The sequence below is a fragment of the Escherichia sp. SCLE84 genome (genome assembly GCF_012584495.1).
Lineage (GTDB): Bacteria > Pseudomonadota > Gammaproteobacteria > Enterobacterales > Enterobacteriaceae > ECMA0423.
On the sequence record NZ_CP051430.1, the window covers coordinates 2445313 to 2471711 of the forward strand.

Below are 26399 nucleotides of genomic sequence, written 5' to 3' on the forward strand. Positions count from 1 at the left end.
TTTTAAATTGCCCCTAGATGAATGCACGGGCGGAGAGGAAATTCCCCTTCGCCCGTGTCAGTATAATTACCCGTTTATAGGGCGATTATTTTTTGTCTTTGACTTCTTCAAATTCAGCGTCGACAACATCGTCATCTTTCGCGTTGTTTGCAGAAGCATCAGCACCGGCAGTCTGCTGCTGGGCATGTTGCTGCTGGGCGATTTCCATCAGTTTCTGGGAAACCTGTGCCAGCTCCTGCATTTTCGCTTCGATAGCGGCTTTGTCTTCACCTTTCAGAGCAGTTTCCAGTGCAGTCAGTGCAGACTCGATAGCAGTTTTGTCGTCAGCCGGCAGTTTGTCGCCTGCTTCTTCAACCTGCTTACGGGTGCTGTGCAGCAGATGGTCGCCCTGGTTGCGAGTCTGTACCAGCTCTTCAAACTTACGGTCAGCTTCGGCGTTAGCTTCTGCGTCGCGTACCATTTTCTGGATTTCATCTTCGTTCAGACCAGAAGAAGCCTTGATGGTGATCTTCTGCTCTTTACCGCTGTTTTTATCTTTCGCGGAAACGTGCAGGATACCGTCAGCATCGATATCGAAGGTAACTTCGATCTGCGGCATGCCGCGCGGTGCCGGGTTGATACCATCCAGGTTGAACTGACCCAGAGATTTGTTATCAGCCGCACGTTTACGTTCACCCTGCAGCACATGGATGGTTACCGCAGACTGGTTGTCTTCAGCGGTAGAGAACACCTGGCTGTGCTTGGTCGGGATAGTGGTGTTTTTCGCGATCAGCGTCGTCATCACACCGCCCATGGTTTCGATACCCAGAGACAGCGGGGTAACGTCCAGCAGCAGTACGTCTTTCACGTCACCAGTCAGAACACCACCCTGAACAGCAGCACCGATTGCTACAGCTTCGTCCGGGTTAACGTCTTTACGCGGCTCTTTACCAAAGAACTCAGCAACTTTCTTCTGAACCATTGGCATACGAGTCTGACCACCAACGAGGATAACGTCGTCGATATCAGATACGGACAGGCCAGCGTCCTGCAGTGCAACTTTCAGCGGCTCAATGGAACGGTTTACCAGATCTTCAACCAGGCTTTCCAGTTTCGCACGAGTCACTTTGATGTTCATGTGTTTCGGACCGGTCGCATCTGCAGTGATGTACGGCAGGTTAACGTCGGTCTGCTGAGCGGAAGACAGTTCGATTTTCGCTTTTTCTGCCGCTTCTTTCAGGCGCTGCATTGCCAGCGGATCGTTGCGCAGGTCAATGCCCTGATCTTTCTTGAATTCTTCAACCAGGTAGTTGATCAGACGGCTGTCGAAGTCTTCACCACCCAGGTGGGTATCACCGTTGGTAGCCAGAACTTCGAAGGTTTTTTCGCCGTCAACTTCGTCGATTTCGATAATAGAAATATCGAAAGTACCACCACCCAGGTCATAAACCGCGATAGTACGGTTGCCAGTACCTTTGTCCAGACCGTAAGCCAGCGCAGCTGCGGTCGGTTCGTTGATGATACGTTTTACTTCGAGACCAGCGATACGGCCTGCGTCTTTGGTTGCCTGACGCTGAGCATCGTTAAAGTATGCCGGTACGGTGATAACAGCTTCAGTTACCGGTTCACCCAGGTAATCTTCAGCGGTTTTCTTCATTTTTTTCAGCACTTCAGCAGAAATCTGCGGCGGTGCCATTTTCTGGCCTTTAACTTCGACCCATGCGTCGCCGTTATCAGCAGCAATAATTTTGAACGGCATGATGGAAACATCACGCTGTACTTCTTCGTCCTGGAAGCGGCGGCCAATCAGGCGTTTAATCGCAAACAGGGTGTTTTGCGGGTTCGTCACTGCCTGACGTTTAGCCGGCTGACCAACCAGAGTTTCACCATCCTGGGTATAGGCAATGATAGAAGGCGTGGTGCGATCGCCTTCGGCGTTCTCCAGCACACGAGGAGTGGTGCCATCCATAATAGCTACACAAGAGTTGGTAGTACCCAGGTCGATACCAATTATTTTACCCATCTAAACGTCTCCACTATATATTCGGTCATCATGTGGTTGTGAGTCTGTAATAGGGGCGAAACGTCTGGTTTCAACTGCCCAATTTCATTTTTTTGCAGACTCACTCACTGCGGTTGACTACTAAATGGGGTCGTAACCCACGTCATCAAGGGGGAGATGCAAAAATTTTTTGTGCTTTTGCGCAGAAATTTCGCGATATGGCAGGACAAGACGTAAAATTGACAGCAATTTTATTCAGATAAAGAATGAATCGCAGCCAAGGCATTCATCAAAAAATTGTAATAAAAAGAAAAGATTACGTACCTGAACCTTCTCTTTATCAGCAGTAAACTAGTGGGTATTCATCCCTCTACCTCTTCCCACTAAGAGAATCCTTATGAAATCCGTTTTTACGATTTCCGCCAGCCTGGCGATTAGCCTGATGCTGTGCTGCACGGCGCAGGCAAACGACCATAAACTCCTCGGCGTCATTGCAATGCCGCGTAACGAAACCAACGATCTGGCGCTGAAACTTCCTGTTTGTCGCATTGTGAAAAGCATACAACTCTCTGCCGACCATGGCGATTTACAGTTAAGCGGTGCATCGGTTTATTTCAAAGCCGCCCGTAGCGCCAGTCAGAGCCTGAATATTCCTTCAGAAATAAAAGAAGGGCAAACCACTGACTGGATCAACATTAACAGCGATAACGACAATAAACGCTGCGTCTCAAAAATCACCTTTTCCGGTCATACGGTGAACTCATCGGATATGGCCACGCTGAAAATTATCGGCGACGACTAACGCCAGAATATAGAAGCCACAAAAAATGAATGTTAATTACCTGAATGATTCAGATCTGGATTTTCTCCAGCATTGCAGTGAGGAACAGTTGGCAAATTTCGCCCGATTGCTCACCCATAATGAAAAAGGCAAAACTCGCCTCTCCAGCGTACTGATGCGCAACGAACTGTTTAAATCGATGGAAGGGCATCCCGAGCAACATCGCCGCAACTGGCAGCTGATTGCTGGAGAATTACAGCATTTTGGTGGCGATAGTATCGCCAACAAACTGCGCGGACACGGTAAATTGTATCGGGCCATTTTGCTCGATGTTTCAAAACGATTGAAGCTGAAAGCCGACAAAGAGATGTCTACGTTTGAGATTGAGCAACAGTTACTGGAACAATTTCTGCGTAACACCTGGAAGAATATGGACGAGGAACATAAGCAGGAGTTTCTGCACGCGATCGATGCCAGGGTGAATGAGCTGAAAGAGCTGCTGCCGCTGCTGATGAAAGACAAATTATTGGCAAAAGGCGTGTCGCATTTGCTTTCCAGCCAACTGACCCGCATTTTACGCACCCACGCAGCAATGAGCGTACTTGGGCATGGTTTGCTGCGCGGCGCGGGGCTGGGAGGCCCTGTAGGTGCGGCACTAAATGGGGTTAAAGCGGTCAGCGGCAGCGCCTATCGCGTGACGATTCCAGCCGTACTGCAAATCGCCTGCCTGCGCCGGATGGTTAGCGCCACTCAGGTCTGATACCGGAAACCGGGGAAAATTTTCATTTTCCCCTCAAAAGATCGTAGACACTGCCCCACTGGCTGATTATTATGCCGCGCCCTGAAAACACTACAGTTATTCAGGGAAATTATTTCACCATTCATTCGATGATGATTTTTGAGGAATTATGGGCAACACTAAGTTGGCTAATCCGGCACCGCTGGGCCTGATGGGCTTCGGCATGACCACCATTCTGCTTAACCTGCACAACGTGGGTTATTTCGCTCTGGACGGTATTATTCTTGCCATGGGCATTTTCTACGGCGGCATCGCGCAAATTTTTGCTGGTCTGCTGGAGTACAAAAAAGGCAACACTTTCGGTTTAACCGCATTCACCTCTTACGGTTCTTTCTGGCTGACGCTGGTTGCGATTCTGCTGATGCCGAAACTGGGTCTGACCGATGCGCCAAATGCACAGTTCCTTGGTGTCTACCTGGGTCTGTGGGGCGTATTTACGCTGTTTATGTTCTTCGGCACGCTGAAAGGCGCACGCGTTCTGCAATTCGTTTTCTTTAGCCTGACCGTGCTGTTTGCCCTGCTGGCGATCGGTAACATTGCCGGTAACGCCGCAATCATCCACTTTGCCGGCTGGATTGGGCTGATCTGCGGTGCCAGCGCAATCTATCTGGCGATGGGTGAAGTACTGAACGAGCAGTTTGGTCGCACCGTTCTGCCGATTGGTGAATCCCACTAATTGTTTTGAGATCCCCCCGCTCGGGGGGATTTTTTTATTCGCTAACGTCGCGTCTTGCACTCTTCGGTCTGAATGCTGCAACCACTTCCGGTGCCGTTTCAACGTATGGCCCTTCCAGCAACTGAATGCAGTACGGTACGCTGGCAAAAATACCGTGTACCACAACGTTACCCGCAGCGTCCTTCACACCTTCCAGCGTCTCTTTAATAGACTTCGGCTGACCGGGTAAGTTAAGGATCAGCGCCTGTTTGCGAATCACACCAACCTGACGCGAAAGGATCGCAGTTGGTACAAAATGCAGGCTTATCTGGCGCATCTGTTCACCAAAGCCAGGCATCTCGCGGTCCGCTACTGCCAGCGTCGCATCGGGCGTTACGTCACGACGCGCCGGGCCAGTTCCGCCCGTGGTGAGCACCAGATGGCAACTCATTTCATCCACTAGCTCACACAACGTTTGCTCGATGATCGCCTGCTCATCGGGGATTAAGCGGGTTTCCAGTTCAAACGGCGTGGTTAGCGCCGATGTCAGCCATTCTTCCAGCGCAGGGATGCCTTTATCCTGATAAACGCCGCTGGATGCGCGATCAGAGATGGAAACTAAGCCAATACGTAAAGTATTCATCAAGATTTTTCCGTTTAAACAGTCTCGTTAAACAGAATGATACACTGCGAAGGGAGTGACAGACAGGCTTCAGAAGAGGTAGCGTGACCGACTTCCCGGTCACGCTAAGAATGATTACAGCAGATCGCCGATCATTTTTTCCAGTTTTTCCTGGTCAATAGCAAACTTACGGATACCTTCCGCCAGTTTATCTACTGCCATTGGATCCTGGTTGTGCTGCCACAGGAACTCGGACTCAGTGATACGCGCCGGACGCGCTTTCACTTCGCCGGTGTAAGACAGTTTACGTTCGATAGCCCCTTCGCTCTCAGCCAGCTCTTTCAGCAGTGTAGGTGCGATGGTAAGACGGTCGCAGCCTGCCAGTTCCAGAATTTCGCCGATGTTACGGAAGCTTGCGCCCATAACCACGGTTTCATAACCGTGCTCTTTGTAGTACTGGTAGATTTCAGATACAGAAACCACGCCCGGATCTTCTGCCGGAGCGTACTCTTTCTTATCGGTATTCGCTTTGTACCAGTCAAGAATACGGCCAACAAATGGCGAGATCAGGAACACGCCTGCTTCCGCACAAGCACGAGCCTGAGCGAAGGAGAACAGCAGGGTCAGGTTACAGTTGATGCCTTCTTTTTCCAGCTGTTCTGCAGCACGGATACCCTGCCAGGTAGAAGCCAGTTTGATCAGAATACGATCGTTGCTAATACCAGCATCGTTGTAGAGTTTGATCAGGCGTTTTGCTTTCGCAATTGACGCTTCGGTGTCATAGGAAAGACGCGCATCAACTTCAGTTGAGATACGACCCGGAACCAGTTTCAGGATTTCCAGACCAATATTTACTGCCAGTTTGTCGGTCGCGTCCACGATCTGCTGCGCGCGATCGTTGCTCTGCTGTTTCGCCCAGGCGACAGCATCATCAATCAACTTACGGTATTCCGGAATCTGCGCTGCGTTAAGAATGAGAGAAGGGTTGGTTGTGGCATCCTGCGGTTGATACAGCTTCATTGCCGCGATGTCCCCAGTGTCGGCCACTACGGTGGTGTACTGACGAAGGGAGGTCAATTTGTCCGTCATGATAGTATTTCTCTTTAAACAGCTTGTTAGGGGGATGTAACCGGTCTGCCCTGATGATATCACGACGCAACGTCAGCGCAACCGCCGACAAGACGGTTATCGCCAGGCGAGACTGTTTCGGATTTCTGACACTGCGTTGATATCGCCCGCCATTTTTATACAAAACCTCATGTATGCTACGCAGAAGTTATCAAGTACCTCGTAGCGTATATACTTCTTAAACAATTGGTAACGTTTACACAGGAAAGTCATCGCGACCGGCAATAAGAGGGATATGCATGCCAGATTTTTTCTCCTTTATTAACAGCGTCCTTTGGGGATCGGTAATGATTTACCTGCTCTTCGGCGCAGGTTGTTGGTTCACTTTTCGCACCGGATTTGTGCAGTTTCGCTACATCCGCCAGTTTGGCAAAAGTCTTAAAAATAGCATTCATCCACAGCCAGGCGGTTTAACCTCATTTCAGTCATTGTGTACCAGTCTTGCGGCGCGCGTGGGTAGCGGCAACCTGGCCGGCGTTGCGCTGGCTATTACCGCCGGTGGACCTGGAGCCGTCTTTTGGATGTGGGTTGCCGCGTTTATCGGCATGGCGACCTCGTTTGCCGAATGTTCCCTTGCACAACTTTATAAAGAACGTGACGTCAATGGACAGTTTCGTGGCGGACCGGCATGGTATATGGCGCGCGGGCTGGGGATGCGTTGGATGGGCGTTCTGTTCGCCGTCTTTTTGCTCATCGCCTACGGCATAATTTTCAGCGGAGTTCAGGCGAACGCCGTTGCCCGAGCCCTGAGTTTTTCTTTTGATTTTCCCCCGCTGGTGACAGGCATTATTCTCGCTGTCTTTGCTCTGCTGGCAATCACTCGCGGTCTTCATGGCGTCGCCCGGCTCATGCAGGGGTTTGTCCCGTTGATGGCGATAATCTGGGTGCTGACCAGCATGGTGATTTGCGTAATAAATATCGGGCAACTTCCCCACGTCATTTGGTCTATTTTTGAGAGTGCTTTTGGCTGGCAGGAAGCGGCAGGCGGCGCGGCGGGATATACCTTAAGCCAGGCGATTACTAACGGTTTTCAGCGCAGTATGTTTTCCAATGAGGCGGGAATGGGTTCGACGCCAAACGCGGCAGCGGCAGCGGCGTCCTGGCCTCCGCATCCGGCAGCGCAAGGGATTGTCCAGATGATTGGCATTTTTATCGACACCCTGGTCATCTGTACGGCAAGCGCCATGCTGATATTACTGGCGGGTAACGACACAACCTACATGCCGCTGGAAGGTATTCAGCTTATCCAGAAGGCGATGCGGGTGCTAATGGGTTCCTGGGGTGCTGAGTTTGTTACCCTCGTGGTTATTCTGTTTGCCTTCAGCTCCATCGTTGCCAACTACATTTATGCCGAAAACAATCTCTTCTTTTTACGCCTGAACAACCCTAAAGCGATCTGGTGTTTGCGGATCTGCACCTTCGCAACGGTCATCGGCGGCACCTTGCTAAGCCTTCCGCTGATGTGGCAACTGGCAGATATCATAATGGCCTGCATGGCTATTACCAATTTGACCGCCATTTTACTGCTCTCGCCTGTGGTTCATACCATTGCCAGTGATTATCTACGCCAGCGTAAACTCGGCGTGCGCCCGGTGTTTGATCCGTTGCGTTATCCGGATATCGGTCGCCAGCTTTCTCCGGACGCGTGGGATGATGTTTCGCAGGAGTAATCACAACTATCGATCAACTCATTCTCTTTTTTTGCTAAAGTCGGCATAAATTTCCTGCAAGGACTGGATATGCTGATTCTTATTTCACCTGCGAAAACGCTTGATTACCAAAGCCCGTTGACCACCACGCGCTATACGCTGCCGGAGCTGTTAGACAATTCCCAGCAGTTGATCCATGAAGCGCGGAAACTGACGCCTCCGCAGATTAGCACGCTGATGCGCATCAGCGACAAACTGGCGGGTATCAACGCCGCTCGCTTTCATGACTGGCAGCCAGATTTCACGCCGGAGAATGCCCGCCAGGCGATTCTGGCGTTTAAAGGTGATGTCTACACCGGCTTGCAGGCCGAAACCTTCAGCGAAGACGATTTCGATTTTGCCCAACAGCATTTGCGAATGCTTTCCGGCTTGTATGGCGTACTGCGCCCGCTCGATTTAATGCAGCCTTATCGTCTGGAAATGGGGATCCGTCTTGAGAATGCCCGAGGGAAAGATCTGTATCAATTCTGGGGAGATATCATCACCAACAAGCTGAACGAGGCGCTCGCAGCACAAGGCGATAATGTGGTGATTAATCTGGCGTCAGATGAGTATTTTAAATCGGTGAAGCCGAAGAAATTGAATGCCGAGATTATCAAGCCGGTGTTCCTCGATGAGAAGAACGGCAAATTTAAGATAATCAGCTTCTACGCTAAGAAAGCACGCGGTCTGATGAGTCGTTTTATTATTGAAAATCGGCTGACCAAACCAGAGCAACTGACTGGTTTTAATAGCGAAGGTTACTTCTTTGATGAAGCTTCCTCCAGCAATGGCGAGCTGGTGTTTAAACGCTACGAGCAGCGTTAAGTTTGCAGTCAATGCCGGATGCGGCGTGAACGCCTTATCCGGCCTACAAAAGCATGCAGATTCAATATATTGCAGAATTCACGTAGATACTGTTATGGCCTGCAAGTTTTTTCCTGGTCCGGTTTCCCGGATTGCAGGCATGCCAGACACAGCGCCGTCAGGCGCTGTTTTTTTCATCCCTTCCGCGATTTTTACGCCGCTACCGGATTATGCCGTGACGCATCGAACGGCACGCCTGACTTCAGCACTCCATACGCCACCTGTGCCAGCTTGCGCATCATCGCGCCGAGAATCACCTTTCCTTTCTTGCCATTAGCCGCCAGACGGTCGCGGAACGCCCGTCCCCACTCAGTCTTACTGGTGGCTACCATTGCGGGCATATACAACGCCCTGCGAAGCGACACATGTCCGGCCTTACTCATCCGGCTCGCCCCTCTCACACTGCTACCTGATTCATAACGCCGTGGTGTCAGACCCGCAAAAGCGGCGAACTGTCTGGCATGGGCGAAGCGGTCCTTCAGACCGATATAAGCCAGCAATACCGCAGATGTTTTCTCTCCGATACCCGGGATGCTTTCCAGCAGTTTCCTGCGGTGTTTCATATCCGGATCATCGTCTGTCAGGTCTTTTATCTGCTTCTCAAGACGCTTCAGCTCTGCTTCAAGCCACAGAAGGTGAGCATCAATGCTCGGTCTCTGGACTTCCCGCGCCGTTTCAGTGCGATTCAGTTCCTGCGTGTGCATATCTGTCAGCGCCTGGTGGCGGACTACCAGGGCACGCAACGCGCGTTCAAGCGGGTGAGGCGCTTCCCAGGCTGCAGGGCGCTTCTGACGACAGAACTCTGCCAGCATGCGCGCATCCACGGTATCAGTCTTGTTACGCAGTCCTTCACTCTGAGCGAAAGCTTTACCCAGCGCAGGATTAATGACTGACACTATGTAGCCAGCATCGTAAAGGCACTCAGCGACAGGTTCCATATAGGTGCCGGTCGCTTCGATGCAGATATGCGCATGGTCAATCTTGTGACCTTTCAGCCAGCTCACCAGCTCATCGTGCCCTTTAGTGGTGTTAGCGAATTTTTTGGTGCGATGACGACCATCAGGACGCAACACATCGACATCCAGTTTCTCTTTAGCGGTGTCGATACCGATATAATGAAGTTCATGTTCCATAGTGAAACCAACCTTGCAAATACGGATTACCGGGAAAACCGGTCCATGATACTGTCCGGTTTATCACTTTGGGAGAAAGGCAGTCCGCTGCATAAATCTACGCAACAGGTTAGAACCCAAGGCCCGATACGGCATGCGGACTGCAGGCAGAGAAAACTGGCCGATTTTCTCTGCACTGGAGGGATAATACAAGGCCTGATAAGACGCGCCAGCGTCGCATCAGGCGCTGAATGCCGGATTGTTACCCGGCATTTGTCATTTAGCGGTGATGTTTGCCTGGACCATGACCGCCGTGATGATCATGAGGAGCTTTCTTATGGTGGCGCGGCGGTGGCGGCGGTCCGTGTGGGTGCCAGCGATTGCCTCGCCATTCATAATGTTGTTTCCACCAGCCGTGGTCGCGCCAGTGACCTCCATCCCAGTAATAGCCACGATTATCACGATCGCCTATCTGTAATTTTACTGACGGGACTAACGTAATTTCCGCAGCCTGTGCTGCCATGGGAGCGACCAGAACCAGGGAAAGTGCGAGTACGATAGATTGCATCTTTTTCACAGGTTACTCCTTTTATCATTGCCCGTTATGGGTCGATATCCGGAGATTACGCGATGAGAACGACGGTTGTTATTCTCCGCAATCCTAATCTCTAAGTTACCGCATTTATTGAGAATTTCTCCTTTTTCCCTGTCGTTTTTCTCCATAATTTCTTCATAAAAAAGCCGGGCTGCATAAAAGCAAACCCGGCCTGATTGAGATAATGAATAGATTTTACTGATGATTCATCATCAATTTACGCAACGCAGCAAAATCGGCGGGCAGATTATGTGAAAGCAAGGGTAAATCAGCACGTTCTGCCAGCTCTTTTGGCAGATCCAACGTTTCACCGAGAATCGCTTCCACGCTCTCTTTAAATTTCGCCGGATGCGCGGTGCCGAGGAACAAGCCATATTCGCCTGGATTCAACTGGTCACGCAGCGCACGATACGCTACGGCAGCGTGCGGCTCCGAGGTGTAGCCCAGTTCTTTTAACTCACGCATTGTCTGTTGCGTGGTTTCATCATCCACGGCTGCATAACCCAGCTCTTTCAGTTGCCAGATTTTGCGGCGGAACAACTCTTCCACACGCGGCCAGTTGTTCGGCTGACTCACGTCCATCGCGTTGGATAACGTCGCCTGAGTCGCTTTGGGTGACCACTGACCGTCGTGCAGGAAACGTGGCACGGTATCGTTCACGTTGGTCGCAGCAATAAAACGTTTCACCGGCAGACCGAGTGACTTCGCCAGCAGACCCGCCGTCAAATCGCCGAAGTTTCCGCTTGGCACCGAGACAACCAGCTGGTTGCGCGCTTCCTGCGGCAGCTGCGCAACTGCTTCAAAGTAGTAGCAAATCTGCGCCAGCAAACGGCTGATGTTAATCGAGTTAGCTGAGTTTAACCCCAGCGCCACTTTCAGCTCTTCATCATCAAACGCCTGCTTCACCAGCGCCTGACAGGCATCGAAATCGCCGTCGATGGCAACAGTTTCGATATTGCCGCCCAATGTACAGAACAGTTTTTCTTGCAGTGGACTGATTTTGCCTCGTGGATAGAGGATAACCACTTTCACATTCGGTAAACCGTAGAAAGCATGAGCCACTGCCGCTCCGGTATCACCGGAGGTCGCGGTCAGAATGGTCACTGGCTTATCGCCCGCAATATGGGTCAGCATTTGTGCCATAAAGCGACCGCCGAAATCTTTAAATGCCAGCGTTGGCCCGTGGAACAATTCCAGACAACCGACATCGCTTTCAACATTGGCGACCGGAGCCGGGAAGGCAAACGCCGCGCGCACGCGCTCTTCCAGGATTTCCTGCGGGATTTCATCACCAATAAACGCCGAGAGGATCTTCGCACTGCGGGTGACAAAATCCAGCTTCAGCATCTCATCAATTTCAGTCAGGCTGAATTCCGGCAGGTCATGCGGAAAAAACAGCCCCTGATTTTTGCCCAACCCCTGGGTTACGGCTTGCGCAAAGCTGACCTGCTCGTTGTGATCTTTCAGATTGTAGAGTTTCATTTAGTTTTCCAGTACTCGTGCGCCCGCCGTATCCAGCCGGCAAATATGAACAAAACCTTCCTGATTTTGCAGGTAGTTCTTACCCAACCAGTCGGCAACGCGCTGGGCGGTATCCGGCTTGTCACATAGAGCGAACAAGGTCGGGCCGGAGCCGGAGATACCGCTCGCTACCGCGCCGATTTCCGCGACCGCCTGCCGCGCCTGCCGGAAGCCAGGCAGTAACCGTTCACGGTAGGGTTCAGCGATAACATCTTTCATCAGCTTCGCGGCAAGCTCAGGCTGACGGGAATAGCAGGCGTGAATGAAGCCAGCCAGATGTCGCCCGTGCGCAATGCAATCCTGGCGGCGATACTGCGCCGGTAAAATAGCCCTGGCTTCTGCCGTCGAGACTTTAATCCCCGGATACGCCAGCACCCACAGCCACTCATCAAACCCTGGCACTTGCTGGCTGATGATGTCGTTTTCTTCGATCATCAACTGCATACCACCAAGAAAACACGGTGCCACGTTGTCGTAATGAATGCTGCCGGAGATACGTCCTTCCAGCTCGCCCATCAAAGCCAGCAAACGAGTGTCATTAAGCGGCTTGCCACAGTGTTCATTCATCGCCATCAGCGCCGCGACCACCGAACAGGCGCTGGAGCCTAAGCCCGAACCGATTGGCATATTCTTTTCCAGAGTCATCGCCACTGGAATTTGCTTGCCAAGCTCCTGGCAAAAACGCTCCCAGCACTGATAAACGATATTTTCCCGTGGTTCTGACGGCAGCTTATCGGCAAAGCGTCCGAGGTTGTTGAGACTGAATGTCTCTGCCGCCTCAACCGTGACTACATCTCCGAGCAATGCACCATCAACAGGTGTCACCGCCGCCCCGAGCACATCAAACCCGACGCTCATATTGGCACTGGAAGCCGGGGCATAAACTTTAACCATGTCAGACTCCTAACTTCCATGAGAGGGTACGTAGCAGATCGGCAAAGACACCGGCAGCTGTAACGTCATTGCCCGCACCATATCCGCGCAGCACCAACGGCAGCGGCTGATAATAGTGGCTATAAAAGGCCAGGGCGTTTTCGCCATTTTTCACTTTGAACAGCGGATCATTACCATCCACTTCGGCAATCTTCACGCGGCAGGCACCATCTTCATCAATATTGCCAACATAGCGCAAAACTTTTCCTTCATCACGGGCCTTCGCCACGCGCGCGGCAAAGAGATCGTCGAGCTGTGACAGATTCGCCATAAAAGCGGCAACATCACCCTCAGCGTTAAACTCTGCGGGCAGCACAGGTTCAATTTCAATATCCGCCAGCTCCAGTTCACGTCCCGTTTCACGAGCGAGAATCAATAGCTTACGCGCTACATCCATACCAGAAAGATCATCTCGCGGATCCGGTTCGGTATAACCCATTTCCCGCGCCAGAGTAGTCGCCTCGGAGAAACTCATGCCTTCGTCTAACTTGCCGAAGATATAAGAAAGCGAACCTGAAAGAATGCCGGAGAACTTCATCAATTCATCACCAGCATTGAGCAGATTTTGCAGGTTCTCAATAACCGGTAATCCAGCCCCAACGTTGGTGTCATAGAGGAATTTACGCCGCGATTTTTCCGCCGCATGACGCAACAGATGGTAGTAATCCATCGACGAGGTGTTGGCCTTTTTGTTCGGCGTGACAACGTGGAAACCTTCGCGCAAGAAGTCGGCATATTGATCCGCCACTGCCTGGCTGGAGGTGCAGTCAACAATGACCGGGTTCAGCAGATGATATTCTTTCACGAGGCGAATTAAGCGCCCGAGATTAAACGGCTCTTTGGCTTGCGCCAGTTCTTCCTGCCAGTTTTCCAGATTTAGGCCATGCACATTGGTGAGCAGTGCCTTCGAGTTGGCAACACCGCAGACACGTAAGTCGATATGTTTATTCTTCAGCCAGCTTTGTTGACGCTTCAGTTGCTCCAGCAGCGCACCGCCAACGCCACCGACGCCAATCACAAACACTTCGATAACCTGATCGGTATTGAACAGCATCTGATGAGTAACGCGCACGCCAGTGGTCGCATCATCGTTATTTACCACGACAGAGATTGAGCGTTCAGAAGATCCCTGAGCAATGGCGACAATGTTGATATTGGCGCGGGCCAGCGCGGCAAAGAATTTCGCCGAGATCCCACGCAAGGTGCGCATACCATCACCTACCACCGAGATAATGGCCAGCCGTTCCGTCACCGCCAGCGGCTCCAGTAAGCCTTCTTTCAGTTCCAGGTAGAACTCTTCCTGCATTGCCCGTTCAGCCCGCACGCAGTCGCTTTGCGGAACGCAGAAACTGATACTGTATTCGGAAGATGATTGCGTAATCAGCACCACGGAAATACGGGCGCGTGACATCGCGGCAAAGACGCGCGCCGCCATGCCGACCATTCCTTTCATCCCCGGGCCGGAAACGCTGAACATTGCCATGTTATTCAGATTGGAAATGCCCTTGACCGGTAATTCGTCTTCATCACGACTGGCACCAATGAGCGTACCTGGTGCTTGAGGATTTCCGGTATTTTTAATCAGGCAAGGGATCTGGAACTGGGCGATGGGGGTAATGGTGCGGGGGTGAAGAACTTTAGCGCCGAAGTAGGAAAGCTCCATCGCTTCCTGGTAGGACATCGACTTCAACAACCTCGCATCGGGCACCTGACGCGGGTCGCAGGTATAGACCCCGTCAACGTCCGTCCAAATCTCGCAACAATCGGCGCGTAAACAGGCAGCCAGCACCGCCGCGGAGTAGTCGGAACCGTTGCGTCCAAGTACCACCAGTTCGCCTTTTTCATTACCGGCGGTGAAACCTGCCATCAACACCATGTGATCAGCCGGAATGCGGCTTGCCGCAATACGGCGGGTGGACTCAGCAATATCGACGGTAGATTCGAGGTAATGCCCCACTGCCAGCAGTTTTTCGACCGGATCGATAACGGTAACGTTGTGACCACGCGCTTCTAACACGCCGGCCATAATGGCGATCGACATTTTCTCGCCACGGCAAATCAGCGCAGCGTTGATGCTATCCGGGCACTGCCCCAACAAACTAATGCCATGCAGGACATGTTTTATTTGGGCAAATTCCTGATCGACGAAAGTTTTCAATTGCGCCAGCGGGAACCCCGGCTGGGCGGCGACGAGTCCCGTCAAAAGTTCGGCAAAAATACGTTCGGCATCGCTGATATTGGGTAAAGCATCCTGGCCGCTAATGGTTTTTTCAATCATCGCCACCAGGTGGTTGGTGATTTTGGCGGGGGCAGAGAGGACGGTGGCCACCTGCCCCTGCCTGGCATTGCTTTCCAGAATATCGGCAACACGCAGAAAACGTTCTGCATTTGCCACTGATGTACCGCCGAACTTCAACACTCGCATGGTTGTTACCTCGTTACCTTTGGTCGAAAAAAAAGCCCGCACTGTCAGGTGCGGGCTTTTTTCTGTGTTTCCTGTACGCGTCAGCCCGCACCGTTACCTGTGGTAATGGTGATGGTGGTGGTAATGGTGGTGCTAATGCGTTTCATGGATGTTGTGTACTCTGTAATTTTTATCTGTCTGTGCGCTATGCCTATATTGGTTAAAGTATTTAGTGACCTAAGTCAATAAAATTTTAATTTACTCACGGCAGGTAACCAGTTCAGAAGCTGCTATCAGACACTCTTTTTTTAATCCACACAGAGACATATTGCCCGTTGCAGTCAGAATGAAAAGCTGAAAAATACTTACTAAGGCGTTTTTTATTTGGTGATATTTTTTTCAATATCATGCAGCAAACGGTGCAACATTGCCGTGTCTCGTTGCTCTAAAAGCCCCAGGCGTTGCTGTAACCAGTCGACCAGTTTTATGTCATCTGCCACTGCCAGAGTCGTCAGCAATGCCATGACTCGTTCGCGTAAAGCTTGCAGTTGATGTTGGTCTGCCGTTGTGTCACTTTTCGTCGGTTGTTGTATTAATGTTGCTAATTGATAGCAATAGACCATCACTGCCTGCCCCAGATTGAGCGAAGGATAATCCGCCACCATCGGCACACCAGTAAGAACGTCAGCCAACGCTAACTCTTCGTTAGTCAGCCCGGAATCTTCGCGACCAAACACCAGCGCGGCATGGCTCATCCATGAAGATTTTTCCTCTAACAGCGGCACCAGTTCTACTGGCGTGGCGTAGTAATGATATTTCGCCCGACTGCGCGCAGTGGTGGCGACAGTGAAATCGACATCGTGTAACGATTCAACCAGTGTCGGGAAAACTTTAATATTATCAATAATATCACCAGATCCATGTGCGACCCAGCGGGTGGCTGGCTCCAGATGTGCCTGACTATCGACAATCCGCAGTTCGCTAAAACCCATCGTTTTCATTGCCCGCGCCGCTGCCCCAATATTTTCTGCTCTGGCGGGTGCGACCAGAATAATCGTTATACGCATATTGCCACTCTTCTTGACCAAATAACCGCGAACAGGGTGATCACTGTCAACTTATTACGCGGTGCGAATTTACAAATTCTTAACGTAAGTCGCAGAAAAAGCCCTTTACTTAGCTTAAAAAAGGCTAAACTATTTCCTGACTGTACTAACGGTTGAATTGTTAAAAAATGCTACATATCCTTCTGTTTACTTAGGATAATTTTATAAAAAATAAATCTCGACAATTGGATTCACCACGTTTATTAGTTGTATGATGCAACTAGTTGGATTATTAAAATAATGTGACGAAAGCTAGCATTTAGATACGATGATTTCATCAAACTGTTAACGTGCTACAATTGAACTTGATATATGTCAACGAAGCGTAGTTTTATTGGGTGTCCGGCCCCTCTTAGCCTGTTATGTTGCTGTTAAAATGGTTAGGATGACAGCCGTTTTTGACACTGTCGGGTCCTGAGGGAAAGTACCCACGACCAAGCTAATGATGTTGTTGACGTTGATGGAAAGTGCATCAAGAACGCAATTACGTACTTTAGTCATGTTACGCCGATCATGTTAATTTGCAGCATGCATCAGGCAGGTCAGGGACTTTTGTACTTCCTGTTTCGATTTAGTTGGCAATTTAGGTAGCAAACATGCAGACCCCGCACATTCTTATCGTTGAAGACGAGTTGGTAACACGCAACACGTTGAAAAGTATTTTCGAAGCGGAAGGCTATGATGTTTTCGAAGCGACAGATGGCGCGGAAATGCATCAGATCCTCTCTGAATATGACATCAACCTGGTGATCATGGATATCAATCTGCCGGGTAAGAACGGTCTTCTGTTAGCGCGTGAACTGCGCGAGCAGGCGAATGTTGCGTTGATGTTCCTGACTGGCCGTGACAACGAAGTCGATAAAATTCTCGGCCTCGAAATCGGTGCAGATGACTACATCACCAAACCGTTCAACCCGCGTGAACTGACGATTCGTGCACGCAACCTGCTGTCCCGTACCATGAATCTGGGTACTGTCAGCGAAGAACGTCGTAGCGTTGAAAGCTACAAGTTCAATGGTTGGGAACTGGACATCAACAGCCGTTCGTTGATCGGCCCTGATGGCGAGCAGTACAAGCTGCCGCGCAGCGAGTTCCGCGCCATGCTTCACTTCTGTGAAAACCCAGGCAAAATTCAGTCTCGTGCTGAACTGCTGAAGAAAATGACCGGCCGTGAGCTGAAACCGCACGACCGTACTGTAGACGTGACGATCCGCCGTATTCGTAAACATTTCGAATCTACGCCGGATACGCCGGAAATCATCGCCACCATTCACGGTGAAGGTTATCGCTTCTGCGGTGATCTGGAAGATTAATCGGCTTTACCACCGTCAAAAAAACGGCGCTTTTTAGCGCCGTTTTTATTTTTCAACCTTATTTCCAGATACGTAATTCATCGTCCGTTGTAACTTCTTTACTGGCTTTCATTTTCGGCAGTGAAAACGCATACCAGTCGATATTACGAGTCACAAACATCATGCCGGCCAGCGCCACCACCAGCACACTGGTTCCCAACAACAGCGCGCTATCGGCAGAGTTGAGCAGTCCCCACATCACACCATCCAGCAACAACAGCGCGAGGGTAAACAACATGCTGTTGCGCCAGCCTTTCAATACCGCCTGCAAATAAATACCGTTCATTAACGCCCCAATCAGACTGGCGATTATCCATGCCACGGTAAAACCGGTATGTTCAGAAAGCGCCAGCAAGAGCAAATAAAACATCACCAATGAAAGCCCCACCAGCAAATATTGCATTGGGTGTAAGCGTTGCGCGGTGAGCGTTTCAAAAACAAAGAACGCCATAAAAGTCAGCGCAATCAGCAGAATGGCATACTTAGTCGCCCGGTCAGTTAATTGGTATTGATCGGCTGGCGTCGTTACTGCGACGCTAAACGCCGGGAAGTTTTCCCAGCCGGTATCATTGCCTGAAGCAAAACGCTCACCGAGATTATTAGCAAACCAGCTGCTTTGCCATTGCGCCTGAAAACCTGACTCGCTAACTTCCCGTTTGGCTGGTAGAAAATCACCTAAAAAACTGGGATGCGGCCAGTTGCTGGTTAAGGTCATTTCGCTATTACGCCCGGCAGGCACCACAGAAAGATCGCCGGTACCGCTTAAATTCAGTGCCATATTCAGCTGCAGGTTCTGCTTCCGCCAGTCCCCTTCGGGTAAAGGGATATGCACGCCCTGCCCGCCTTGCTCTAACCCGGTACCGGGTTCAATGGTCAGTGCCGTTCCGTTAACTTCAGGCGCTTTCACCACACCAATACCACGCGCATCCCCGACGCTAATCACAATAAAGGGCTTGCCTAAGATGATATTTGGCGCGTTGAGCTCGCTAAGACGCGAAACATCGAAATCGGCTTTTAGCGTTAAATCACTGTGCCAGACCTGACCGGTATAAATCCCTATCTTGCGTTCTTCCACGTTCTGATTGCCATCAACCATCAATGACTCAGGTAACCAAAAATGGATAAAACTTCGTTTCCGCTCCACGGTTTTATCCTCTTCCTGCACCGTATAAAGCTCGGTCACAGGAATAGCGATAAGCGGCCCAACGAGTTTTTGCGGCCCGCTGGTACTTTGGCGAATCGCATCTTCCACATCGCTACGGTAATCGGCACGTTCGACAATCACTTGCCGAATCAGCATTATCGGAATCAACAACAGCAATACTGCACCAAACAAGGTGGTCATTTTCCAGAACAGGGGGGATTTCAACATAGTCTTCTCCTTTGCAATGGCAGCAGGATACGAAGGCTATGTGGGAAGAATTTGAAGCTATGTGAAGTGACGGTGAAGTCGAAGCGAGGCCAGCACGCCACCTTCCTGCACGTTGCGCAGCGTGACTTCGCCGTTAAACAAACGGGCGACCTCACTGACGAACGCCAACCCCAGACCGCTGCTTTTTTGCCCATTTGCACGCGGCAAAGAGTAAAAGCGTTCAAAAATACGTGACAGCGCGTAGTCAGGAATACCACTACCGGTATCCAGCACCTTAAGCGTGACGTGTTCCTGATCCACTTCGGCGCTTAGCGTTATACGACCGCTCTCGGGGGTAAAATCGATGGCGTTATCCAGTAAATTCCCCAGCGCCTGATCCAGTAACGCCGGTTCAGCAGCAACATTAACCTCGGTGGGCGTAACATGTAGAGTGATGTTTTTTTCTGCCAACTGCACGGTGCGCGCTTCGCTGACGCGGCGGAATAATGCCGCCACATCAACAGCAGTCAAAACGACTTCCTGACGATTCTCCAGTCTTGCCTGGCGTAGTAACGTTTCCACCAGTGCCTGCATTCGCGCATTTTGCGTCAGAATGTTGTCGGTAAAACGAGCCACCACTTCCGGTGGCGGACCTTCGCGTAAAATTTCCGCCGCGCCACGAATCGCCGCCAGTGGGCTTTTTAGCTCATGGGTTAACGCATAAACATACTGCTCAATATAGTTTTTCCCTTCCAGCTTCACGCGCATACTTTCCAGCGCCTGCGCAAGCTTACGCAACTCGCTACTGCCGAGTTCAGGAAGAGGAACGGGCTTATTGTCAGTGACGGAATCGGCATAGCGAGTGAGCCGGGCAATGGAGCGGTTGATCCACCAAACCATGCCTGCGCCAATCACCAGTGCAATCCCCAGCAAAATGGCGCTGGCCCATAAAATTCGCCGCTCGCTACGCTTAATGACCGGAGCCATCGCCGCGTTCGGTTTGCCTACGCTCAAAACGCCAATAAGCCGCGAGCCGTCCATAATCGGCGCGGCAACATACATCACCGAACTTTCGGGATCGGCAGGATTTTGCAACGTGCTGCGCGCACCATACTGACCACGCAACGTTAGCCAGACGTCATTCCAGCGCGAATAATCCTGCCCAACGGCTTTATTTGCCGAATCGAACAATACTTTACCCTGCGAATCGGTCATATAGACATGATATTCATTGCGCACTTTGTTAATGCCACCGATATTGGCGCGAAACGGGCGATGTTGTAGCTGATTAAACGCCTGCGCCAGTTGCCCATGCGTTGGGTCCCCAGAGAGCAAATCGGGACGCGCCAGCTCCGCCAGCAACGTTGCGGTATCGATTAACGTCCCCTCCGTTGCTCTTCGCACGCCCGGTTTAACTTCTTTGACAAAAATAGCCAGTACGAACCAGGCCGCCACCGCCACCAGTAAAAAATAGCCCAGCAGCAACCGCATGCCGATACGCATTACAGGCCCCTCAGGCTATATCCCATGCCGCGATGAGTATTAATCGGTGAAAGATCGGGGTTGATGGCGCGCAGCTTGGCACGCAACGTTTTAATGTGGGTATCAACGGTGCGATCGTAGGTGTCCTGCGCATCTTCCCACACGCTATCCATCAGTTGCTGGCGGGACCAGACGCGGCCTGGCGACTTGAGTAACGTCTTCAGCAATAAAAACTCATACCGCGTCAGCGTTAATGGCGTGTCAAACCAGCTGATCTGCGCCGCGGGTTCATTCAATTCAAAATGACCAATACGGATGACGGGAGACGGCGACGAGAACTTCTTCACCCGACGCAGTAAGGTGCGCACCCTGGCGCACACTTCGCGGGGTGAAAACGGTTTAGCCACATAGTCGTCAGCGCCAATTTCCAGCCCAAGCAGGCGATCGACCTCTTCACTTCGGGCCGTCAGGAACAGTACAGGTAACGCCGGATGGAGCGCCAGTAACTGGCGGCATAATTCAAAGCCGCTGATATCAGGCAAACCAACGTCGAGAATCATGACGTCGGGAACCAGCTGGCGAGCTTTATCCAGCACCGGCAAGCCTCGCTCAAAGACCTCGACGGCAAAACCTTCCTGCTGCAACATGTAGACCAGCGTGTCGGCTATCCCTTGCTCATCTTCCACTAACCAGACCGTTTCCCGTTGCATAAATCGCCTCTGTTATTGCCGCCACGGCATGACAGGAACCGCGCTAATCGCGTTTTTCGGCGAACCTTCTACAACTTTGTCGGAGTAAGCCAGATAAGCGAGCGCGTTGCGTTTAGCATCATAAAAGCGCACGACCTGTAACGACTTAAAGACCAGGGACGTACGTTTTTTGAATACTACCTCGCCCTGAGCTTTGCCGTTTTTAATACGATCCGACAGTTCAATCGGCCCGACTTGCTGACAAGAAATGGCCGCATCGGAGGTATCTTCCGCCAGGCCCAATCCCCCTTTAATACCCCCGGTTTTCGCCCGGCTCACATAACAGGTGACATTTTTCACATCGGGATCGTCAAAGGCTTCCACAACAATTTTGTGATCCGGGCCGATCATTTTAAATACGGTGTCGACCGAACCAATCTCTTCTGCATGAGCCAATGGCCCCAGCATTATCAGGCTTAAAGACAGGATCAAATGCTTGTATTTCATATTGTTACCATTTTTATCTATTACACGAGCAATTAGTTCGTCACGGTAAATAACATATTGATTAAGAACAAAATCTCAATACTTTTATTTCCGTCAAGCCCTAAAACATACTCTACTAAGAAAAAAACACTGAATGCTAAAACAGCAAAAAATGCTATTATCCAATTACCTGATGTCAGGTGCTCGTTGTTGAAAGGATGAGGATATTTTATGGATCAGGCCGGCATTATTCGCGACCTTTTAATCTGGCTGGAAGGTCATCTGGATCAGCCCCTGTCGCTCGACAATGTAGCGGCGAAAGCAGGTTATTCCAAGTGGCACTTACAGAGAATGTTTAAAGATGTCACTGGCCATGCTATTGGCGCGTATATTCGTGCTCGTCGTTTGTCGAAATCGGCGGTCGCACTACGCCTGACTGCGCGTCCGATTCTGGACATCGCGCTGCAATACCGCTTCGACTCTCAACAGACATTTACCCGCGCATTCAAGAAGCAGTTTGCCCAGACTCCTGCACTTTACCGCCGTTCTCCTGAATGGAGTGCCTTTGGTATTCGCCCGCCGCTACGTCTGGGTGAATTCACAATGCCAGAGCACAAATTTGTCACCCTGGAAGATACGCCGCTGATTGGTGTTACCCAGAGCTACTCCTGTTCGCTGGAGCAAATCTCTGATTTCCGCCATGAAATGCGTTATCAGTTCTGGCACGATTTTCTCGGCAACGCGCCGACCATTCCGCCAGTGCTCTACGGCCTGAATGAAACGCGTCCGAGTCAGGATAAAGACGACGAACAAGAGGTATTCTATACCACCGCGTTAGCCCAGGATCAGGCAGATGGCTATGTACTGACGGGGCATCCGGTGATGCTGCAGGGCGGCGAATATGTGATGTTTACCTATGAAGGTCTGGGAACCGGCGTGCAGGAGTTTATCCTTACGGTATACGGAACGTGCATGCCAATGCTCAACCTGACGCGCCGTAAAGGTCAGGATATTGAGCGATACTACCCGGCAGAAGACGCCAAAGCGGGAGATCGCCCAATTAATCTGCGCTGTGAACTGCTGATTCCGATCCGTCGTTAACGCTGCAACTCATCTAATGCAGGGGCGTCCAGATGCGAGATGTCCCCTGCGGTTTCAACAACCCAGCCAGACGCCAGCCACAGGCTTTCCTGATAATCCACGCGCGAAATAGAACAGTTACGCAGACGTAAGCGGCGCTCTGCCCATGCTGGTAATCCGAGAATCGTACTCACCAGACATCCCAGTGCAATACCATGGCTCACCAGCAGCGGTCGGCTTCCCTGCGGTAAGTCCCGGCAAGATTCCAGTGCCGCATTGACGCGATCGCTGAGCTCCTGCATTGACTCGCCTTCAGGAATACGCCCGTCAACGGTGCCATTGACCAGCTGCCGACGCCAGTTCTCTTCTTCTTCGGTCAGAGAATCGATATGTCTTTTTTCCAGCACACCCATGTTTAATTCACGCAGGCGAGAATCAAAGATGATGTCACAGCCGCAGGCCTGGGCGATGATTTCCGCCGTACGCCGGGTGCGTCCTAAATCGCTACTGATGATATGCGTAATGCCAAGCTCTTTGGCACGGGTTGCCACCTGCATCGCCTGTTGCTCACCTTTGGCGGTCAGCGGGCTGTCAGACTGGCCCTGAATACGTCGCTCGGCGTTCCACTGCGTTTCACCGTGGCGGACTAGGTATACCTGTAACATGCTTTTTTTCCGTATACTGCTGTAACGTTAATTTTCTGAGTAATGCTGATTATGCACCAAGTTGTCTGTGCGACCACCAATCCCGCTAAAATTCAGGCCATTCTGCAGGCATTTCACGAGATCTTCGGCGAAGGATCCTGCCATATTGCATCCGTTGCCGTCGAGAGCGGTGTACCGGAACAACCCTTTGGCAGTGAGGAAACGCGCGCTGGCGCACGAAATCGGGTAGCAAATGCCCGCCGTTTACTTCCAGAGGCTGATTTTTGGGTGGCGATTGAAGCTGGCATCGATGGTGACAGCACTTTCAGTTGGGTGGTGATTGAAAACGCCAGCCAGCGCGGCGAGGCGCGTTCGGCTACTTTGCCGTTGCCTGCGGTGATTCTGGAAAAAGTGCGTGAAGGTGAGGCACTTGGTCCCGTAATGTCGCGTTATACCGGTATTGATGAGATTGGTCGTAAGGAAGGGGCGATCGGCGTGTTTACCGCCGGGAAACTCACTCGCGCCAGCGTCTATCACCAGGCGGTGATCCTGGCGCTGAGTCCGTTTCATAATGCGGTGTATTAAGCGCCTGATGCGACGCTGACGCGTCTTACCAGGCTACAAAATCAATCGCTTTTCAGCAACACCTCTTCCAGCCACTGGCGCAGCTCGACAGGCGCGGCTTTCAGGCTGTTAGATCCACGCGTAATCGTCGCGATGCCCGCGCCGAGTTCATTTTTTAACTCACGCTGGCTCATTTCGCCTCGCAGCAGCTCTTCGACAATACGCACGCGAGTCCCCAACGCTTCGCGCTCATCTGGCGTCAGCATCAGGTTTAACAACGGTAAATGGAGATCGTTTTGGTAGGCATTCTTAAGCAGGTCGACAAAACGTAACCACTCCTGGTGACGCTGTTCTGCCATCGCTGCTAAATAGGGTGATTGTTGGGCCATAATATGTCGCCATTGTTAGCGGGGGAAGCAAAATGCCTCCCCCGGTTGTACTCGCTAAAGAGTACGATAGCATATCATAAACGTGCGGATCAGTAACGACGTCCCCATTCCGTGGCGCTCATCAACGTCGGTTTATCCCCCATGAAATAGCGGTAGTAAGCGTCATAAGCCAGCACGTTCTTCACATAACCACGCGTCTCGGAGAACGGAATACTCTCGACAAATGCCACTGCGTCGATACGCCCGGCGCTGTTGCCAAGCCAGGTTCGCACCCTCCCTGGTCCGGCGTTATAAGCTGCTGAGGAGAAAATACGGTTATTGCCAAACTGCTGATAAACATATTGCAGATAACTGGTGCCAATGTTGATATTCGTTTCCGGATCCAGCAATTGCCCAAGGCTACTATAACCGGGAATAGAGAACATCTTCACCGTATGGGTCGCTGTACCAGGCATAATCTGCATCAGGCCGCTGGCCCCTACCGGTGATTTCACTTTTGGATTCCAGGCGCTCTCCTGACGGGCAATCGCCATCGCATAGCTTTGCGGGATCTCCTTACCGCTGGTGTAGCGTTTGAAAAGATCGTTGTAAGCCAGCGGGAATCGCTCTTCCAGATGATCCCATAGCTTCCCGGCGATCGTTGCCTGAACGCTAAGATCCCACCATTGGTTGTTGAAAGCATACCGCGCCAGTTGAGCCTGCTCTGTTTTTGACTTGCTCTTCACCAGATTGGCCCACTCGCTACGCGCGGTGTTATCGAGATTCCAGTACATCAACTCGCGCACGCGCGCCATCTCCGGCCCCTGAGTCAGGGCGCTGTCAACATTCTGCGGCGCTTTATCAATCTTCAGCTCATACTCTTCTCCGATGCGTTGTGCTGCAACCATCGGGTAGAAACCACGCTGTTGCATGAGTTGATGCAAAATCTCTTTCGCTTCAGCTTCACGTCCGCGTTCCAGCAATAAATCCGCCTGCCAGTAACGCCATTCATCTTTCTCTTTTGCTTCCATCGGCAGACGCGCCAGCCAGGTATTCAGGCCGCGACGATCGCCGGTGCCAAGTGCCATTCGCACACGGCGTTCAATCAACGACGTGGATTGCGAGCGCATAATGGCGTCATCGCGCCATTTCGCCTGCTCGTCGGTGACATCGTTGCCCATCAAACGCCAGGCGACGATATCGCGCAGCTCCTGAATCTGATCTTCATTAAGCTGCTGCGCCTGGGCAAGCGACGGGATCATCAGCCGTGCATTTTCAGCATCCTGCCGCGCCACACTGGCAAACGCCACCGCTGCCATTTGACGGGTAAAATCGGTCGCTCCGGTTGTACGCGCGAAGGTCAGTACCGTATTAGGGTTGTTCGCCAGTGAAATGATTGCCGAGGCGATAGTCTGGTAATCGGCAGGCATCTGCCCTGCCAGCACTGTTACCAGGCCAGTGTTACCCGCTTTCATCGCCAGACGGATACGCTCTAAATACGCCAGCGGATCTTGTTTACCTGACGCACGCCAGACGCTAAATAACTTGTCACAGGCGTTAGGCTGGCTCTTGCCGGTTAGCCACAGCTCTTTCGCCCCTTGCCAGGCTTCTTCACTCTGCCCGGTGTTCCATTTCGCATAGTAGTAATTACATTGCGCTTCGGTAGTTCCGGGCTTTTCCGGGCTAAAGGCTAACAAGCCACGCCAGTCTTCACGCCGCGCCAGTTCATTGACGAAACGAGATTGCAGCGTGCGAGCGGGAGGAAGCGTGGGGTTAGCGCGAACAAAGTTAGTGACCGTCACCGCCGGTTGATTCATCAGATCATCGGTGATCTGGCGGTATTCCAGGTAGGGATAAAGCGGATAATCCTTCAGTCCAGGCATCATTTGTTCGACCACATCCATTTGTCGATTATCCCAGGCCTGCTTGATTTGCGCGTAACGGCTACGCTGCTCATCCAGTGAGTCGGCTCGCGCCACGCTGCTGACCGTCAGCAGACAGACACCGGCAGCCAACAGCCGCCAGGTAACTTGTTTGGCTTTTTCCACAAGCGCATCCTCTAAGTGTAAATACATCAATGCAGCGTCATGCCGCGTAATAGATTTATGCTAACCAGTCATTGCCGTTTACGCCACGTTACGGACACTTTTTTACTTTTACTGCGAAGGTGATCGACCAACTGGGATTAGGC

Annotated in this window: 26 protein-coding genes and 1 other annotated feature; of the genes, 8 read left to right on the forward strand and 18 right to left on the reverse strand. The window is 51.5% G+C overall.

What is annotated here, in order from left to right:
• Positions 1-85: 85 nt before the first annotated feature.
• Positions 86-2002 carry a molecular chaperone DnaK gene (gene dnaK, locus HGD79_RS11985; protein ID WP_000516135.1) on the reverse strand — a complete coding sequence of 639 codons (1917 nt, stop codon included), beginning with the start codon at positions 2000-2002 and terminating at the stop codon, positions 86-88.
• 376 nt (positions 2003-2378) lie between these two features.
• On the opposite strand from dnaK, the gene HGD79_RS11990 reads away from it, so the two are divergent.
• From HGD79_RS11990 to satP, 3 genes are all read left to right on the forward strand, one after another.
• Positions 2379-2783, forward strand: a complete 405-nt coding sequence (locus HGD79_RS11990; RefSeq protein WP_168848404.1) for a DUF2541 family protein — start codon at positions 2379-2381, stop codon at positions 2781-2783.
• A 25-nt stretch (positions 2784-2808) separates the two neighbouring features.
• Complete coding sequence (gene msyB / locus HGD79_RS11995; protein WP_168848405.1) at positions 2809-3522, forward strand: acidic protein MsyB; 714 nt, start codon at positions 2809-2811, stop codon at positions 3520-3522.
• A gap of 148 nt (positions 3523-3670) precedes the next feature.
• The gene (gene satP / locus HGD79_RS12000; protein WP_000528538.1) at positions 3671-4237 is read left to right on the forward strand and encodes an acetate uptake transporter; all 567 of its coding nucleotides are present in this window, start codon (positions 3671-3673) and stop codon (positions 4235-4237) included.
• 34 nt (positions 4238-4271) lie between these two features.
• Here satP and mog read toward each other — a convergent pair whose 3' ends face one another.
• Complete coding sequence (gene mog, locus HGD79_RS12005) at positions 4272-4859, reverse strand: molybdopterin adenylyltransferase (protein WP_001094682.1); 588 nt, start codon at positions 4857-4859, stop codon at positions 4272-4274.
• Between the two features lie 114 nt (positions 4860-4973).
• Entirely contained in the window at positions 4974-5927 is a 954-nt protein-coding gene (tal, locus tag HGD79_RS12010) for a transaldolase (protein ID WP_000130189.1), read from the reverse strand.
• A 278-nt stretch (positions 5928-6205) separates the two neighbouring features.
• On the opposite strand from tal, the gene HGD79_RS12015 reads away from it, so the two are divergent.
• The gene (locus tag HGD79_RS12015; RefSeq protein ID WP_001112601.1) at positions 6206-7636 is read left to right on the forward strand and encodes a sodium:alanine symporter family protein; all 1431 of its coding nucleotides are present in this window, start codon (positions 6206-6208) and stop codon (positions 7634-7636) included.
• Between the two features lie 69 nt (positions 7637-7705).
• Positions 7706-8482, forward strand: coding sequence for a peroxide stress protein YaaA (gene yaaA / locus HGD79_RS12020; RefSeq protein WP_000906203.1), 777 nt, complete (start codon positions 7706-7708; stop codon positions 8480-8482).
• 191 nt (positions 8483-8673) lie between these two features.
• Here yaaA and HGD79_RS12025 read toward each other — a convergent pair whose 3' ends face one another.
• The 8 genes from HGD79_RS12025 to yjjY form a co-directional block, all read right to left on the reverse strand.
• Entirely contained in the window at positions 8674-9654 is a 981-nt protein-coding gene (locus HGD79_RS12025) for an IS110-like element IS621 family transposase (RefSeq protein ID WP_000399648.1), read from the reverse strand.
• Positions 9655-9913: 259 nt separating this feature from the next.
• Positions 9914-10210: a DUF2502 domain-containing protein gene (locus HGD79_RS12030; RefSeq protein WP_000738723.1), complete on the reverse strand. Its 297-nt coding sequence runs from the start codon at positions 10208-10210 to the stop codon at positions 9914-9916.
• 213 nt (positions 10211-10423) lie between these two features.
• Positions 10424-11710 carry a threonine synthase gene (gene thrC, locus HGD79_RS12035; RefSeq protein WP_000781063.1) on the reverse strand — a complete coding sequence of 429 codons (1287 nt, stop codon included), beginning with the start codon at positions 11708-11710 and terminating at the stop codon, positions 10424-10426.
• The gene (gene thrB / locus HGD79_RS12040) at positions 11711-12643 is read right to left on the reverse strand and encodes a homoserine kinase (RefSeq protein ID WP_000241660.1); all 933 of its coding nucleotides are present in this window, start codon (positions 12641-12643) and stop codon (positions 11711-11713) included.
• Position 12644: 1 nt separating this feature from the next.
• Positions 12645-15107, reverse strand: coding sequence for a bifunctional aspartate kinase/homoserine dehydrogenase I (gene thrA, locus HGD79_RS12045; RefSeq protein WP_137500671.1), 2463 nt, complete (start codon positions 15105-15107; stop codon positions 12645-12647).
• Between the two features lie 25 nt (positions 15108-15132).
• Positions 15133-15252: a sequence feature (Thr leader region), on the reverse strand.
• A complete protein-coding gene (thrL, locus tag HGD79_RS12050; RefSeq protein ID WP_001386572.1) occupies positions 15188-15253 on the reverse strand; it encodes a thr operon leader peptide in 66 nt (21 codons plus the stop codon). (Overlaps the previous feature by 65 nt.)
• Positions 15254-15466: 213 nt before the next feature.
• Positions 15467-16153, reverse strand: a complete 687-nt coding sequence (locus HGD79_RS12055; protein ID WP_001223181.1) for a tRNA/rRNA methyltransferase — start codon at positions 16151-16153, stop codon at positions 15467-15469.
• 399 nt (positions 16154-16552) lie between these two features.
• Positions 16553-16693, reverse strand: coding sequence for a protein YjjY (yjjY, locus tag HGD79_RS12060; protein WP_001303782.1), 141 nt, complete (start codon positions 16691-16693; stop codon positions 16553-16555).
• Positions 16694-16788: 95 nt separating this feature from the next.
• Between yjjY and arcA the strand changes: the two genes are divergently transcribed.
• Entirely contained in the window at positions 16789-17505 is a 717-nt protein-coding gene (gene arcA, locus HGD79_RS12065) for a two-component system response regulator ArcA (RefSeq protein WP_001194358.1), read from the forward strand.
• Between the two features lie 58 nt (positions 17506-17563).
• Here arcA and creD read toward each other — a convergent pair whose 3' ends face one another.
• From creD to creA, 4 genes are read right to left on the reverse strand one after another with little or no spacing between them, the layout of a single operon-like run.
• Entirely contained in the window at positions 17564-18916 is a 1353-nt protein-coding gene (gene creD, locus HGD79_RS12070) for a cell envelope integrity protein CreD (protein WP_000920345.1), read from the reverse strand.
• 57 nt (positions 18917-18973) lie between these two features.
• Positions 18974-20398, reverse strand: a complete 1425-nt coding sequence (gene creC, locus HGD79_RS12075) for a two-component system sensor histidine kinase CreC (RefSeq protein WP_001219611.1) — start codon at positions 20396-20398, stop codon at positions 18974-18976.
• Positions 20398-21087 carry a two-component system response regulator CreB gene (creB, locus tag HGD79_RS12080; RefSeq protein WP_001188659.1) on the reverse strand — a complete coding sequence of 230 codons (690 nt, stop codon included), beginning with the start codon at positions 21085-21087 and terminating at the stop codon, positions 20398-20400. Before creB ends, creC begins: the two co-directional genes overlap by 1 nt.
• A 12-nt stretch (positions 21088-21099) precedes the next feature.
• The gene (gene creA / locus HGD79_RS12085; protein ID WP_000875487.1) at positions 21100-21573 is read right to left on the reverse strand and encodes a protein CreA; all 474 of its coding nucleotides are present in this window, start codon (positions 21571-21573) and stop codon (positions 21100-21102) included.
• A 210-nt stretch (positions 21574-21783) separates the two neighbouring features.
• Here creA and robA point away from each other — a divergent pair, with 210 nt between their 5' ends.
• Positions 21784-22653, forward strand: a complete 870-nt coding sequence (gene robA, locus HGD79_RS12090) for an MDR efflux pump AcrAB transcriptional activator RobA (RefSeq protein ID WP_000371666.1) — start codon at positions 21784-21786, stop codon at positions 22651-22653.
• On the opposite strand, the gene gpmB is transcribed toward robA, so the two are convergent.
• Complete coding sequence (gpmB, locus tag HGD79_RS12095; RefSeq protein ID WP_000942344.1) at positions 22650-23297, reverse strand: 2,3-diphosphoglycerate-dependent phosphoglycerate mutase GpmB; 648 nt, start codon at positions 23295-23297, stop codon at positions 22650-22652. The genes robA and gpmB overlap by 4 nt on opposite strands.
• Positions 23298-23348: 51 nt before the next feature.
• Here gpmB and yjjX point away from each other — a divergent pair, with 51 nt between their 5' ends.
• Positions 23349-23861, forward strand: coding sequence for an inosine/xanthosine triphosphatase (gene yjjX, locus HGD79_RS12100; protein ID WP_001338221.1), 513 nt, complete (start codon positions 23349-23351; stop codon positions 23859-23861).
• 41 nt (positions 23862-23902) lie between these two features.
• On the opposite strand, the gene trpR is transcribed toward yjjX, so the two are convergent.
• Positions 23903-24229 carry a trp operon repressor gene (gene trpR / locus HGD79_RS12105; protein ID WP_073849583.1) on the reverse strand — a complete coding sequence of 109 codons (327 nt, stop codon included), beginning with the start codon at positions 24227-24229 and terminating at the stop codon, positions 23903-23905.
• A gap of 89 nt (positions 24230-24318) precedes the next feature.
• Positions 24319-26256 (reverse strand): murein transglycosylase, encoded by a 1938-nt coding sequence (sltY, locus tag HGD79_RS12110; protein ID WP_000409450.1) that lies wholly within the window; start codon positions 26254-26256, stop codon positions 24319-24321.
• Between the last annotated feature and the right edge of the window lie 143 nt (positions 26257-26399).